At 64.4% G+C, this 14,318-nt stretch carries 13 protein-coding genes; 6 read left to right on the forward strand and 7 right to left on the reverse strand.

Going from position 1 to position 14,318, the window contains the following annotated elements:
* Nucleotides 1-68: 68 nt before the first annotated feature.
* The 4 genes from U5A57_RS36635 to U5A57_RS36650 all read left to right on the forward strand — a co-directional run bounded on the left by U5A57_RS36635 (nucleotide 69) and on the right by U5A57_RS36650 (nucleotide 3,675).
* Nucleotides 69-1,508 carry a DUF3426 domain-containing protein gene (locus tag U5A57_RS36635; RefSeq protein WP_321916736.1) on the forward strand — a complete coding sequence of 480 codons (1,440 nt, stop codon included), beginning with the start codon at nucleotides 69-71 and terminating at the stop codon, nucleotides 1,506-1,508.
* Between the two features lie 106 nt (nucleotides 1,509-1,614).
* A complete protein-coding gene (gene tpx, locus U5A57_RS36640; RefSeq protein ID WP_321916738.1) occupies nucleotides 1,615-2,115 on the forward strand; it encodes a thiol peroxidase in 501 nt (166 codons plus the stop codon).
* A 98-nt stretch (nucleotides 2,116-2,213) separates the two neighbouring features.
* Nucleotides 2,214-3,155, forward strand: coding sequence for a carbohydrate kinase family protein (locus tag U5A57_RS36645; RefSeq protein ID WP_321916739.1), 942 nt, complete (start codon nucleotides 2,214-2,216; stop codon nucleotides 3,153-3,155).
* Nucleotides 3,156-3,198: 43 nt separating this feature from the next.
* Nucleotides 3,199-3,675, forward strand: coding sequence for a glycine zipper 2TM domain-containing protein (locus U5A57_RS36650; protein ID WP_321916741.1), 477 nt, complete (start codon nucleotides 3,199-3,201; stop codon nucleotides 3,673-3,675).
* A 270-nt stretch (nucleotides 3,676-3,945) separates the two neighbouring features.
* Here U5A57_RS36650 and U5A57_RS36655 read toward each other — a convergent pair whose 3' ends face one another.
* The 7 genes from U5A57_RS36655 to U5A57_RS36685 form a co-directional block, all read right to left on the reverse strand.
* The gene (locus tag U5A57_RS36655) at nucleotides 3,946-4,353 is read right to left on the reverse strand and encodes a histone H1-like DNA-binding protein (protein ID WP_321916743.1); all 408 of its coding nucleotides are present in this window, start codon (nucleotides 4,351-4,353) and stop codon (nucleotides 3,946-3,948) included.
* Nucleotides 4,354-4,382: 29 nt separating this feature from the next.
* Nucleotides 4,383-4,700 (reverse strand): hypothetical protein, encoded by a 318-nt coding sequence (locus U5A57_RS36660; protein ID WP_321916744.1) that lies wholly within the window; start codon nucleotides 4,698-4,700, stop codon nucleotides 4,383-4,385.
* A 93-nt stretch (nucleotides 4,701-4,793) separates the two neighbouring features.
* A complete protein-coding gene (locus U5A57_RS36665; RefSeq protein WP_158758656.1) occupies nucleotides 4,794-6,017 on the reverse strand; it encodes a ribonucleotide-diphosphate reductase subunit beta in 1,224 nt (407 codons plus the stop codon).
* Between the two features lie 562 nt (nucleotides 6,018-6,579).
* On the reverse strand, nucleotides 6,580-9,579 hold the full coding sequence (locus U5A57_RS36670; protein WP_321916746.1) for a ribonucleoside-diphosphate reductase subunit alpha: 3,000 nt from the start codon (nucleotides 9,577-9,579) through the stop codon (nucleotides 6,580-6,582).
* A 559-nt stretch (nucleotides 9,580-10,138) separates the two neighbouring features.
* Nucleotides 10,139-10,777, reverse strand: a complete 639-nt coding sequence (gene ampD, locus U5A57_RS36675; protein ID WP_321916748.1) for a 1,6-anhydro-N-acetylmuramyl-L-alanine amidase AmpD — start codon at nucleotides 10,775-10,777, stop codon at nucleotides 10,139-10,141.
* Nucleotides 10,774-11,100 carry a PP0621 family protein gene (locus U5A57_RS36680; protein ID WP_321916750.1) on the reverse strand — a complete coding sequence of 109 codons (327 nt, stop codon included), beginning with the start codon at nucleotides 11,098-11,100 and terminating at the stop codon, nucleotides 10,774-10,776. Before U5A57_RS36680 ends, ampD begins: the two co-directional genes overlap by 4 nt.
* 22 nt (nucleotides 11,101-11,122) lie before the next feature.
* Nucleotides 11,123-12,064, reverse strand: coding sequence for an inner membrane protein YpjD (locus U5A57_RS36685; RefSeq protein WP_321916751.1), 942 nt, complete (start codon nucleotides 12,062-12,064; stop codon nucleotides 11,123-11,125).
* Nucleotides 12,065-12,180: 116 nt separating this feature from the next.
* Between U5A57_RS36685 and ffh the strand changes: the two genes are divergently transcribed.
* Together ffh and U5A57_RS36695 are read left to right on the forward strand one after the other, a co-directional pair.
* Nucleotides 12,181-13,548: a signal recognition particle protein gene (ffh, locus tag U5A57_RS36690; RefSeq protein WP_321916752.1), complete on the forward strand. Its 1,368-nt coding sequence runs from the start codon at nucleotides 12,181-12,183 to the stop codon at nucleotides 13,546-13,548.
* Nucleotides 13,549-13,693: 145 nt separating this feature from the next.
* Nucleotides 13,694-14,245 (forward strand): hypoxanthine-guanine phosphoribosyltransferase, encoded by a 552-nt coding sequence (locus U5A57_RS36695; protein ID WP_028207817.1) that lies wholly within the window; start codon nucleotides 13,694-13,696, stop codon nucleotides 14,243-14,245.
* Nucleotides 14,246-14,318 lie beyond the last annotated feature (73 nt).

Here is a 14,318-nt window from a genome sequence, read left to right on the forward strand (position 1 = left end):
GCTGCGGTGGATTGCCAGTAGAATGCGGGTATCACCAATCCTCCGGTCTACCCAGATCTTCGGCCCACATGCTTCTGGCAACGCGCTGCCCCTTCTGTGAAACCGTATTCCGCATCCAGCCCACTCAGCTTGCCGTGCGGCGCGGCCTCGTGCGTTGCGGACATTGTCAGGAAGCGTTCGACGCGTCGGGCAGTTTGTACGAGATGCCCGAAGGCGGCGACTTCACGCGCGCCGTGCCCGTTGCTGCCGAGATCGCGGCCAGCCTGACCTCGCCGCCATCGGAGCCTGCTTCACATGAAGCTTCACACGTTGCTTCACAGTTTGTTGCGCAGCCTGCTTTAGAGCCCGATTCACGACGCGATTCACAGTCCGCGTCACAGTCCGCGTCACAGCCCCTATCGCAGCCGATTTCCCAGCAAGCCGATGTCGAGCGTGCTGAGGCGAGTCAGCCTGCAGCTGCAGCGCCGTCGCAAGAACCGCCTCCGCAGCTGAGCGCCACGCCCAATTTCACGAATCGCGCGTGGGACCCGTGGGCGCCGCCCCAGGACAGCAAGCTCGATCCGCGCCTGCAATACAACGCCGACAAACTCCCCGGGGCAAGCATTGCCCCGGGCGCCACGCCGGGTGTCACGCGCGGGGTCGAGTCGCGGATCATTTTCGACGACGAACCGACGCTTGCGCGCACGCCGCATGATGCGCCTCACGCGCCAGCGACACCAGCAGCAGCGCCAGCCGCCGCTACACCCGTGCCGCCGCCCGAGCAACCGGCAGCCACCGAGCCCTTCCCGCCCGCCACGCGCTGGACGCGCAGCGAGCCGAACCTGGGCACGAGCGGCCCGACCGAGCCCACCTTTTCTGCAAACGAAGCATCGGCAGCGGCTCACATGAACGACCCCGAGCCCGCGCTCGGCCCTCGCGCCGGCGAACCCGCGCCCGAGCCCGCATTCAGCGCGCTCTCCCCCAACGACGGCACCTCGCCATTCGCCGTCACCCGCGAAGCGCCGGCCCGTCCGCGCGGCTCGCGCGGCCTCGTCTGGCGCATTCTCGGCACGCTCATTGCCATCGTGTTGCTCGCGTTGCTCGTCGTGCAACTCGCGTGGTGGCAGCGCGAAACGGTCATGGTCTACTGGCCCGACTCGCAGCCGCTCTATCAGCAGGCGTGCGCGCAGCTCGGCTGCCGCGTGCTGCCGCCGCGCGACATCGACGGCCTGCTGGTCGAGCCATCCGATCTGCGCCAGGTCGACAACGAGCCGCACCACCTCGAACTGAAGGTGCCGCTGCGCAACCGCTTTAACGTCGCGCTTGCCTACCCCGCCATCGAGTTGTCGCTGCTCGACCGGCAGAACAACATCGTCGTGCGGCGCGTGCTGTGGCCGCAGGACTACGTCACGCCCGGCACGTCCATCGAAGCCGGTCTGCCCGCACGCACCACGCAGACCATGATCGTGCGGCTCGACACGGGCGACGTGGTGGCGTCGAACTTCCGCATCGAAATTTTCTACCCCTGATGTTCCGTTTGTGCGCGGGCGCACTGGCGTGCCCCGCGCGTTTCCCGGCGTCCCGCTTCGCGCGGGCGCGCCATTCACCACAACATGCATTTCCGGAGAGCACATCATGAGTCAAGTCACGCTAGGCGGTAACCCGATCGACGTCGCCGGCACGTTCCCGAGCGTCGGCCAGAAGGCCCCGGCGTTCTCGCTCGTCGGCAAGGATCTGAAGCCTGTCTCGCTCGCCGATTTCGCCGGCAAGCGCAAGGTGCTGAACATCGTGCCGAGCCTCGACACGCCGACCTGCGCCACCTCCACGCGCAAGTTCAACGAAGCCGCAGCCGGCCTGAGCAACACGGCCGTCGTCGTGATTTCGGGCGACCTGCCGTTCGCCGCTTCGCGCTTCTGCACGACCGAAGGCATCGCCAACGTCGTCACGGCCTCGACCTTCCGCGGCCATGAATTCGCGCAAGCCTATGGCGTGGACGTGACGAGCGGCCCGCTCACCGGCCTGACCGCGCGCGCTGTGGTCGTGCTCGACGAAAACGACAACGTCTTGCACGCCGAGCGCGTGAGCGAAATCAAGAACGAACCGAACTACGACGCCGCACTCGCCGCGCTGAAGTAATCCGGCGGCGGCGCACACGAACAGAGCCTGCTTTCCGGTCGGATTCGCAGGCCGGTGCGCCGCCCCCTCTCCTACCACGCCCTACAGGAATTCCCGCCTTGGCTACGCTGATCTGCGGCTCGCTCGCCTACGACAACATCATGACCTTTGAAGGTCGCTTTCGGGAGCACATCCTGCCCGAGCAGGTGCACATCCTGAACGTGAGCTTTCTCGTGCCGACGATGCGCCGCGAGTTCGGCGGCTGTGCCGGCAACATTGCGTACGCGCTGCATCTGCTCGGCGGCGACGCGCGCATCATGGCGACGCTCGGCGCAGCCGACGCGCGCCCTTATCTCGAACGCCTCGACACGCTCGGCCTCTCGAAGGCGCACGTGCGCGTGCTCGACGATACGTGGTCCGCACAGGCGATGATCACGACCGACCTCGAGAACAACCAGATCACCGCGTTCCACCCGGGCGCGATGATGCAATCACATTTGAACCGCGCCGACGAAGCGCCCGGCATCAAGCTCGGCATCGTCGCACCGGACGGCTTTGACGGCATGGTTCAGCACGTCGAGCAATTCGCGAAGGCAGGCATCCCGTTTATCTTTGATCCGGGTCAAGGCCTCCCGCTCTTCGACGGTGCGTCTTTGCGCCGCGCAATTGAACTTGCGACCTACGTAGCGGTCAACGACTACGAAGCCAACCTTGTCAGCCATCGCACCGGCTGGTCGTTCGACGAAATCGCCAGCCATGTCGACGCGCTGATCATCACGCGCGGCGAGCACGGCTCGCAGATCTACCACGGCGGCAAGATCGAGGAGATTCCTCCGGTCAAGGCCGCTCAGGTGCTCGACCCGACCGGCTGCGGCGACGCTTTCCGCGGCGGCCTGCTCTACGGCATCGAGAACGGCCTCGACTGGGCAACCACGGGGCGTCTCGCGAGCCTGATGGGCGCGCTCAAGATCGAGCATCTCGGTCCGCAAAACTACGCGCCCACGCGGGCGCAAATCAACGAACGGTTCAAGGAGGCATTCGGCTACGAACTGCCGAACTGAACGCGGGCGCCGCACACGAACGGCGCCCATTGGAGCTACGGGAATGAAAATAACGAGTCGTCTGATTGTTGCAGCTGGGGTCGCGGGGTCGCTCGCGCTGTCGGGCTGTGCCTATAACAGCAGTTCCGCCGATGTGTACACGGCCTCGCAGGCGCAGCGCGAGCAAACAGTGCGCATGGCCACGGTCGAAAGCGTGCGCGCGGTGAAGATCAGCTCGAACAACGGCCAGCCTAGCGGCCTCGGCGCGATCGGCGGCGGTGCACTCGGCGCGGTGGCCGGCAGTCAGATCGGCGGCGGCACGGGCTCGATCGTCACCGGCATCATCGGCGGCATTGCGGGTGCCGTGGCCGGCAACGCGGTCGAGAACGGCGTGGCCATGCGCGACGGCCTCGAGATCACCGTGCGCCTCGACAACGGCGACTACCGGGCCATCACGCAAACGGCGACCGGCGAAGTCTTCAACGCGGGCGACCGCGTGCGGCTGCTCTCGAGCGGCGGCGTGACGCGCGTCACGCACTAAAGCTTTCCCCTGTACCGCAGCGGCGCCTCGCGCCGGATGCGGAACCTCAGGCGCATGTGCTCCCCTGTGCATGCGCCTTTTTTCATGCCCGCGCGCGGCGTGAGCACGAACTCGCACTCCTGACCTCGATTATTACGAACTCCAGACGAAAAAAATCCCGTCGCGGACAACCCAGCGACGGGATCGGGATCGAGCCTTGCGCGTGATGCCGCCCGGCCCGGCCAACGAAGCGCGCGAACGATGTGGCCTGCGCGCTTCGTCTCGGACTGCTTACGGACGGCTGCCGGTCGGGAACGGCCATGCTGCGGCCGGGTTCAGGGCAGTCTTGACCGTTGCTGCGGGCGCGGACGGTTGCGCAGCAGGGGCAGCAGGTGCGGCAGCGGCCTTCGCAGGCGCCTTCTTGGCAGCCTTCTTGGCGGCAGCCTTCTTCGCAGGCGCAGCCTTCTTGGCAGCAGCCTTCTTCGCAGGCGCCTTCTTGGCTGCAACCTTCTTCGCTGCGGCCTTCTTCGCCGGTGCTGCCTTCTTCGCAGCAACCTTCTTCACGGCGACTTTCTTGGCTGCGACCTTCTTGACCGCGACCTTCTTCGCTGCGGCCTTCTTCGCCGGAGCTGCCTTCTTCGCTGCAACCTTCTTCACTGCGGCCTTCTTAGCCGCCGGTTTCTTCTTGGCAGTAGCCATTTTTTTTCTCCTTCAGGTTCAGATGAGAGTCAGTTCAAACTACACCCTTCGTCAAAACCCGCTTCCCGCGAACGCTTCTCACGGCGCACGCTGCGAAGCGGGCTATTCATCGGCGTACGCTGATCCCGCGCGCTTACGCTAATGAATGCGGTAAGGCGCGCCGTGCCACGAGGCACAGCGCGCCAAGTCATTCCGGCGTCGGCTACCGACACCGGGCAACGTTCGTTGAAAGCGGCGGCTACATAGCCAGCACGCTTTTCCGGGGGGAAGTTTGCCCATCCCTCTGAAGGGTTCGCAAAGTGCCTGTCACGTCGATGAGCCAACCTGGCTCCGGGCATGCTTTGCATCAGGCGTTCCTGCTCCTAATCATCATGCCGGTCGAGGCGGCTCGCGCGCCGCCTCCGGCAACCCCTAAAGACTTGCACCGCAGTGCGCCCGGGTTACTCCCAGGACAGCGCACCGCCCGTCTGATATTCGATCACGCGCGTCTCGAAGAAGTTGCGTTCCTTCTTCAAGTCGATCATCTCGCTCATCCACGGGAACGGATTCTCTTCGTTCGGGAACAGCTGATCGAGACCGATCTGCTGGCAACGGCGGTTGCAGATGAAGCGCAGATAGCTCTTGAACATCGATGCGTTCAGACCCAGCACGCCACGCGGCATGGTGTCTTCAGCATAGCGGTACTCGAGGTCGACCGCATGCTTGAACAGTTCGGTGATCTCCGCACGGAACGCCGGGGTCCACAGGTGCGGGTTTTCAAGCTTGATCTGGTTGATGAGGTCGATGCCGAAGTTGCAGTGCATCGACTCGTCGCGCAGGATGTACTGGTACTGCTCCGCGGCGCCGGTCATCTTGTTCTGGCGGCCGAGCGCCAGAATTTGCGTGAAGCCCACATAGAAGAACAGGCCTTCCATGATGCAGGCGAACACGATGAGCGACTTGAGCAGGCTCTGGTCGGCTTCGAGCGTGCCGGTCTTGAACGCCGGATCGGTCAGCGTCTGGATGAACGGGATCAGGAACTCGTCCTTGTCGCGGATCGACTTGACCTCGTGGTACGCGTTGAAGATCTCGCTCTCGTCCAGACCCAGCGACTCGACGATGTACTGGTAGGCGTGCGTGTGGATCGCCTCTTCGAACGCCTGGCGCAGCAGGAACTGGCGGCATTCGGGCGCCGTGATGTGCCGGTAGGTGCCGAGCACGATGTTGTTCGCGGCGAGCGAGTCGGCCGTCACGAAGAAGCCGAGGTTACGCTTGACGATGCGGCGCTCGTCCTCGGTCAGACCGTTCGGGTCTTTCCACAGGGCGATGTCGCGGGACATGTTGATTTCCTGGGGCATCCAGTGGTTCGCGCAGCCTGCCAGGTATTTTTCCCAAGCCCACTTGTACTTGAACGGGACCAACTGATTCACGTCGGTCTGACCGTTGATGATGCGCTTGTCGGCGACATTCACGCGCGCTTCGGTCGAGACCGGTGCTTGCGGCGGCGGTGCAACGGCGAAGTCGCTGGCGAAGATGTTCGTCGCCGTGGAAGCCTGAGGAGCGGAACGCAGACCAAACTGCATCTCGGCAGCCTGGACAGCCTGACCCGCGGGGTTGCGCATTGCGTTTTGCTGCGCACCGCTCGACGGAGTTACGGCCGTGATCTCGTCATCCCAGTTGAGCATAAATGTCACCATCAATTTAGATCGGTTTGTACCATCTTTTCGTGAGCGATAAAAGGGTTCGCACACGAAAAATCCTGTTTTCGATTCGCGTTGCGACCTCGATACAACACTTTGTTATCGCGTCGTGTCGATTGCATCGCATGAGCACTGCGTAGAGAGCACTGCTTCGTCGTGCTCACTTCGCATGTGCGATGTGCTTCGAAGGTCTTCGCGACATCGAGAGCGTGTGTGAAAGACGGCGTTCGCCGCGCGCTGTTCGCTCGCGCTGCGAGTGCGTTTTCACTCGCCGTTCACTGCCTGCCGCGCGCGGCGCTAGATGCTCGCGCGGCCTCAAGTCTTGTCCCTGCGCGAAACTCCAGGGATTCCTTCCTGTTGCCTCTTTCGCGTACTGCAACGCGCGAGGTGCGAGTTGCCGGGAGAGTCGGCGCGCATTGCGCGCGCCTCTTTCGTTGTTACATCTCGCTACGACCAACTACTACTGTTTACTACCGATGCTTCGGTCCGCGCATGATGCGCGCGGCGTTGCACCGCACGCATCATGCGCAGCCAGCTCACCTCGTGGTTACTGGCAAGCCTCGCACTCTTCGAAGCCAGCATCGCCCGGACGCATCATGCACACCGGACCCTCTGCTTCCTGCGCGGCTTCGACAGCAGCTTCCGGTGCAGCCTGCATCGTGGTCGATCCTGCTGCACCGCCGAATGCGCCACCCGACGCACCGCCGAATGTGCCACCTGCGGCGCCGCCTGCATTGCCGCCGCCTTCGCCGCCCGTCGGCACGGCGTTGAGCGCGCCGTGCGCAACCGTCGACTTCTCGACGTGCGTGGCCGCCATCGTGCGCAGGTAGTACGTGGTCTTCAGGCCGCGCACCCAGGCGAGCTTGTAGATCTCGTCGAGCTTCTTGCCCGATGCGCCCGCCATGAAGATGTTCAGCGACTGCGCCTGGTCGATCCACTTCTGACGACGCGAAGCGGCTTCGACGAGCCACGTCGGATCGACTTCGAACGCCGTTGCATACACAGCGCGTAGATCGGCCGGCACGCGGTCGATGCGCGAGAGCATGCCGTCGAAGTACTTCAGGTCGGCGACCATGACTTCGTCCCACAGGCCGCGCGACTTCAGATCGCGAACGAGGTAGTCGTTCACCACCGTGAATTCGCCCGAGAGGTTCGACTTCACATAGAGGTTCTGGAACGTCGGCTCGATGCAAGGCGACACGCCGATGATGTTCGAGATGGTCGCGGTCGGTGCGATCGCGATGCAGTTCGAATTGCGCATGCCGTGCTGGGCGATGCGCTCGCGCAGCGACGTCCAGTCCATCGACTCGCTCGAGTCGACTTCCACATAGCCGCCGCGCGCTTCGGCGAGCAGCTTGAGCGTGTCTTGCGGGAGGATGCCGCGATCCCACAGCGAGCCGCGGTAGGTCGAGTAGCGGCCGCGCTCGGCTGCCAGCTCCGTCGACGCCCAGTACGCGTAGTAGCAGACGGCTTCCATCGAGCGGTCGGCGAACTCCACGGCTTCCTGCGAAGCAAACGGCGTGCGCAGAACGTGCAGGCAGTCCTGGAAGCCCATGATGCCCATGCCCACCGGACGGTGCTTCAGGTTCGAGTTGCGCGCCTTCGACACCGCGTAGTAGTTGATGTCGATGACGTTGTCGAGCATGCGCATCGCCACGCTGATGGTGCGCTTGAGCTTGTCGTGGTCGAGTGCGAACGTGCCGTCGGCCTGTTCGACCATGTGGGCAACCAGGTTCACCGAACCCAGGTTACACACGGCGATTTCGCTGTCGCTCGTGTTCAGCGTGATTTCCGTGCACAGGTTCGACGAGTGGACGACGCCCACGTGCTGCTGCGGCGAACGGATGTTGCACGGATCCTTGAACGTGATCCACGGGTGACCCGTTTCGAACAGCATGCCGAGCATCTTGCGCCACAGTTGCGCGGCCGGCAGCTTCTTGAACAGCTTGATCTCGCCGCGCGCGACCTTCTCTTCGTAAGCCGTGTAAGCCTGTTCGAATTCGGCGCCGAACTTGTCGTGCAGGTCCGGGCAGGTCGAGGGCGAGAAGAGCGTCCAGTCGCCGCCTTCCATCACGCGCTTCATGAACAGGTCGGGAATCCAGTTCGCCGTGTTCATGTCGTGGGTGCGGCGGCGGTCGTCGCCGGTGTTCTTGCGCAGCTCGAGGAATTCTTCGATGTCGAGGTGCCACGATTCCAGGTACGCGCACACCGCGCCCTTGCGCTTGCCGCCCTGGTTCACGGCTACAGCCGTGTCGTTCACGACCTTCAGGAACGGAACCACGCCTTGCGACTTGCCGTTGGTGCCCTTGATGTGCGAACCGAGCGCGCGCACGCGCGTCCAGTCGTTGCCCAGGCCGCCTGCAAACTTCGACAGCAGTGCGTTGTCCTTCAGCGCTTCGTAGATGCCGTCGAGGTCGTCGGCAACCGTCGTGAGGTAGCACGACGAGAGCTGCGAGCGGTGCGTGCCCGAGTTGAACAGCGTGGGCGTGGACGACATGAAGTCGAACGACGAGAGCACGTTGTAGAACTCGATCGCGCGCGCTTCGCGGTCGATCTCGTTGAGCGAGAGGCCCATCGCGACACGCATGAAGAATGCCTGCGGCATTTCAATGCGCGTGCCATGCACGTGCAGGAAGTAGCGGTCGTACAGCGTCTGCAGGCCGAGGTAGCCGAACTGCAGGTCGCGGCTCGCGTCGAGCGCGTTGCCGAGGCGCTTCAGGTCGAACTGCTGGAGCTTGTCGTCGAGCAGGCCGGCTTCCACGCCGCGCTTGATGAACTGCGGGAAGTAGTCCGCGTAACGCACGGCCATTTCGGCTTGCGTCACTTCCTCTTCGAGAATTTCGCGACGGATCGTGTGCAGCAGGATGCGCGAGGTCACCTGGCTATACGCCGGGTCCTTTTCGATCATCGTGCGCGCAGCGAGGATGGCCGAGTCGTAGACCTGGGTCATCGGCACGCCGTCGTACAGATTCTTCACCGTTTCCGCGACGATCGGGTCAGCGTTGACCGCATCGCCGAGACCGTCGCACGACGACGCGATCAGCGCGCGCAGCGCTTGCATGTCGAGCGGGCGCGTCACGCCGTTGTCCGTGACGTTGATGCCAGGCGCTGCGGGCGCTGCCGTTTCCGGCGAATGCGCGCGTTCCTGGTTGCGCTTCTCGCGATACAGCACGTAGGCACGCGCGACGTTGTGCTCGCCGCCGCGCATCAGCGCGAGTTCGACCTGATCCTGGATGTCTTCGATATGGAACGTGCCGCCGTTCGGACGGCTGCGCACGAGTGCGCGCACGACGCTCTGCGTGAGCTGTTCGACCAGCTCGCGAATGCGCGCCGAAGCCGCGCCCTGGCCGCCGTTCACGGCGAGGAAAGCCTTCGTCATCGCGATCGCGACTTTCGAAGGTTCGAACGACACCACGCTACCGTTGCGGCGAATCACCTTGTGGTCGGCGAACTGCTGCGCGCTCGTCTGACCGTCCTGCGGCTGGCCACCCAGCGTGTGCGCGGGCGCGCCTTCATACCGGGTCGAGACGTTATCGGTCGTTTGCATGTGCAAAGCTCCTGGGTCCTGGAAAGGTGCGAAGAGAGTTCGCGGATTAGTACGGACGCCGACGCCGCGCCCCCGTGTGCGCGATCGATCGGGCAGAGAAAAAAGTCCAGCCTGGCGAGGCTGCCGGATGCGACAAGGCAGATGAATCACGGACTGCTTCGGTCTTCATCGTGGATGTCGCGATCATTGGCTGTACCTTCTCTCTCGATTACAGCCGGTGCGCCGGTTCTCTCGGCCGACGGCACCGTACAAAGTTTCTGTTTTTTCTATGCTGGTAACGCGCGCGGCGCCTTGCTCATGAAGCGGGGCGCCGCGGTACAACACAACATATGGTGTGAAGCCTTGTTTCGGGTACAAAGTATAGTGGAAGAAACAAGGCGATCAAATGGCTTTTTTTGCTGGTCCTATCTTGACAAGACCGCAAGCCAAGCAGCGCGGGCCTTACCGGCCAATGCGCTTTCGAGTGGTCTGCGAGGCGCGCGCCAAGACGCTGCTTTTGCGCGCGAGAGGTGCTTATTTCTTGTGCAGCCGAAGGGTGATTAGCCTGCGTTCGAACGTGTCATGACGCCGCGTTCTGCGCATCGTGCCCCTGGATATAGGGGAAGCTGGCATCGGCGAGCTGCGTATCGTGTTTGAGGCGTGCCCAGTCGAAGTGTGGGCCGGGATCGGTCTTGCGCCCAGGGGCGATGTCCGAATGGCCCGCCAGCGCCTCGATCGGATAGTGCGCAACGAGTGCCTTCACGAGCGCCGCAAGCGTGGCGTATTGCGCCGCCTCGAAGGCGGTCGTGTCGCTGCCTTCGAGTTCGATGCCGATCGCGAAATCGTTGCAGCGCTCGCGCCCGAAGAAGCTCGATGCGCCCGCGTGCCACGCGCGCTCGTCGCACGAGACGAACTGCTCGAGCGCGCCATCGCGATGAATGACGAAGTGCGCCGAGACGCGCACGCCGCGCAGGTTGGCGTCGAAGTACGGATGGGCGTCGCAGTCGAGGCGGTTGAGGAACAGATCGGCGATCTCGGGGCCGCCGAACACGTTGGGCGGCAGGCTGATGTTGTGGACGACGATGAGCGTCGGCACGGCGCCTTGCGGGCGCGCCTCGAAGTTCGGCGAAGGAAGGTGGCGCGCGCCCGGCACCCAGCCTCGCGCATCGACTTCGTATGCGCGCGATCCCGGCAATTCCGGCGATGCAGCAGCGCTCATCGTGCGGGGCGATCCTGGGCGGTGGTGCGCGCATCGTAGGCGCGCGCATGCTCGGCGCTGCAGAACGAGCGCGCGCCGACATTCACCGATTCACTGCGCGGCGCATGCACGCCGCACTCGGCGCAGCGGACCATCGGCTCGGGCAGCGCGGCCTGGCCGCCCGCGCTCGTGCCGCCATTGGCATTGCGCGCGGCGCCTTGCCCCGGCTGCGCACCCTGCCCCGGCTGCGCACCGGGACGCGACTGTGTCTGCGCACGGCGCAGGGCCTTGACGAACCACTGTCCGATCACGAACAGCAGCACGAGGAGGAAAATCTGTCTCATCGGAACACGCGACTCAAACGACTCAAACCACAGGGCGGTGCAGCAGCACCTCGAAGACGAAACGGCTGCCCACATAAGCGAGCAGCAAGGCGATGAACGACGCGATCACCCAGCGCAGCGCGGCGCGTCCGCGCCAGCCGGAAATCTTGCGCGCGGTGAGCAACGCACCGAACATCAGCCAGGACAAAATCGCGAAGACGGTCTTGTGATCGAGCGAGAGCGGCCGGTCGATCAACTGCTCGCTGAACACGATGCCGGAAACGAGCGTGGCCGTGAGCAGCACGAAGCCCGCGCCGATCAGGCGGAACAGCAGCTTCTCCATCGTGAGGAGCGGCGGCAACGTCTCGATCCAGTTCGACAGCCAGCCGCCGCCGCGATTGCTCGCGTTGCGCTGAAAGCCGGCGCCCTTGAGCGCATGCAGCCGGCGCTCGACAGCGAGCATCAGCACCGCGTGCAACGCGGCGATCGCGAAGAGCCCGTAGGCGACGTTCGCGATGACGAAGTGCAGCTTGAACATGGGCGCCGCCGCATAGGGCAGCACGCGCACACCGCCGAACACGAGCGGCAGGATCGACGCGACTGCGGCGAGCGGCAGCAGCAACAGACGCAGACCGTCGAGCGCAAAGAAAAAGCTCTCGATCCAGTAGATGCCCGCGCCGAGCCAGAACATGGCCGACAACGCGAAGGCGAAGCCGAACACCATTTCGTTGGCGGGGAAGATCGTCGTGTGCAGCAGCAGGCCGTGCGCGGCGAGCGCGCCAAAGAGCAGCGTGCGCGAAAGCGGGCCGAAGGTCCGGGCGCGCAGGGCGTCGCCACCCAAGCCCGCGCCCGCGCCGACCGTCACCGGAACGGGCGGCACGCTGCCAAGCAGCGGCGCGGTGCCCGCGCGGCGCAGCGCGCGCCAGTCGGCGGCGCACAATCCGCCGTACAGGAGGACGGTGAGGGCATACAGTACAATATCCATGTTCGAAGTTTACTATAGGCCCCCTGGCCGCGCGGCAAACACACAGAAGCGCGACGAAACGCGGCGCTTTCCCGTTTAACGTGCGCGGGCCGGGCCGCACTGCTCACCGCCTCCCCATGCTCGACAATCTCACTCAACGGATGGCGCGCGTCGTCAAGACGCTGCGCGGCGAAGCCCGGCTGACCGAAGCCAACACGCAGGAAATGCTGCGCGAGGTGCGTCTCGCCCTGCTCGAAGCGGACGTGGCGCTGCCCGTCGTGCGCGAATTCATCGCCAAGGTGAAGGAGAAGGCGCTCGGCGAGGAAGTGATCGCCAGCCTCTCGCCTGGACAAGCGCTCGTCGGCGTGGTGCAGCGCGAGCTGACCGCCGTGATCGGCGGCGACTACGAAGGCAAGGCCGCCGAACTCGATCTCGCCGTCACACCGCCTGCCGTCATCCTCATGGCGGGTCTGCAGGGCGCGGGTAAAACCACCACCACCGGCAAGCTCGCCAAGCTCCTGCGCGAGAAGTACAAGAAGAAGGTCCTCACCGTTTCGTGTGACGTCTACCGCCCTGCCGCCATCGCGCAGTTGAAGACGGTGACGGAACAGGTCGGCGCCGACTTCTTCCCCTCGCAGCCGGACCAGAAGCCCGTCGAGATCGCCGCCGCCGCGGTCGACTGGGCCAAGCGCCACTATCACGACGTGCTGCTCGTCGACACGGCCGGCCGCCTCGGTATCGACGAGGCGATGATGAACGAGATCACGGCGCTGCACGCGTCGCTCAAGCCGGCTGAAACGCTGTTCGTCGTCGACGCGATGCTCGGTCAGGACGCGGTCAACACCGCGAAAGCGTTCAACGACGCCCTGCCGCTCACCGGCGTCGTGCTCACCAAGCTCGACGGCGACTCGCGCGGTGGCGCGGCGCTCTCCGTGCGCCACATCACGGGCAAGCCGATCAAGTTCGTCGGCGTTGCGGAAAAGCTCGACGGCCTCGAGGTGTTCCACCCGGACCGCATGGCCAACCGTATTCTCGGCATGGGCGACATTCTCGCGCTCGTCGAGGAAGCGCAGCGCGGCGTGGACGTGCAGGCCGCACAAAAGCTCGCCGACAAGGTCAAGAAAGGCGGCGACTTCGACCTCAACGACTTCCGCGCGCAGCTCTCGCAAATGAAGAACATGGGCGGTCTGTCGTCGCTCATGGACAAGCTGCCCGCCCAGTTCCAGCAGGCCGCCTCGGGCGCCGACATGGGCCAGGCCGAGAAGCAGATGCGCCGCATGGAAGGCATCATCAACTCGATGACGCCCGCCGAGCGCGCCAAGCCCGAACTCATCAAGGCCACGCGCAAGCGCCGCATCGCAGCGGGCGCGGGCGTGCAGGTTCAGGAAGTGAACCGCATGCTCAACCAGTACGAGCAGATGCGCACCATGATGAAGAAGCTGAAGGGCGGCAATCTGCAAAAGATGATGCGCGGCATGAAGGGCATGATGCCCGGCATGCGCTGATCCTGCGGGCCGCACGGCGCACATCGCGCGCAGGCGGCCCGACTCGACGCGGCGCGCGACGGAACAAATGCGCGGGTTTATGCTGTAGCGCGCGCCGCCGTTATTTTCCACACTTCATAGCTACAGCTACCTTCCCGCCAGAGTCATGAATCGCGAAGAAGCCCTGCACATTTTCCGCCACTCCGAAGAGATCGTTTCCGAGGGCGACGTCAATGCGTCGATCGGCCGGATGGCCGAAGCCATCCGCGCCGAGATCAGCGAGGACTTCCCGCTCGTGCTGTCGGTGATGGGCGGCGCCGCCGTGTTCACCGGCATGCTGCTGCCGCACCTCGACTTCCCGCTCGAGTTCGACTACATCCACCTCACGCGCTACCGCAACGCGATCAAGGGCAGCGCCGAGATGCAATGGCGCGTGGCGCCGCGCGAGTCGGTGAAAGACCGCGTGGTGCTCGTGCTCGACGACATCCTCGACGAAGGCGAGACCATGGCCGCGATTCGCGACCGCATCATGGACATGGGCGCGAAGCGTTTCCTCTCGGCCGTGCTGTGCGAGAAGACGCTCACGAAGGCCAAGCCGCTGCATCCCGACTACTGCGGCTTTTCGGTGCCGGACCGCTACGTGTTCGGCTGCGGCATGGACGCCAAAGGTTACTGGCGCAATCTGCCGACCATCCGTGCGCTGACCGAAGGCGCGTGAAGCGCGCGTCGACTATCTGGAGCGCCATGAAAAAAAGCAGCCCGTGGGCTGCTTTTTTATTGCCTGCGACGCC

The organism is Paraburkholderia sp. J11-2 (assembly GCF_905220185.1).
Lineage (GTDB): Bacteria > Pseudomonadota > Gammaproteobacteria > Burkholderiales > Burkholderiaceae > Paraburkholderia.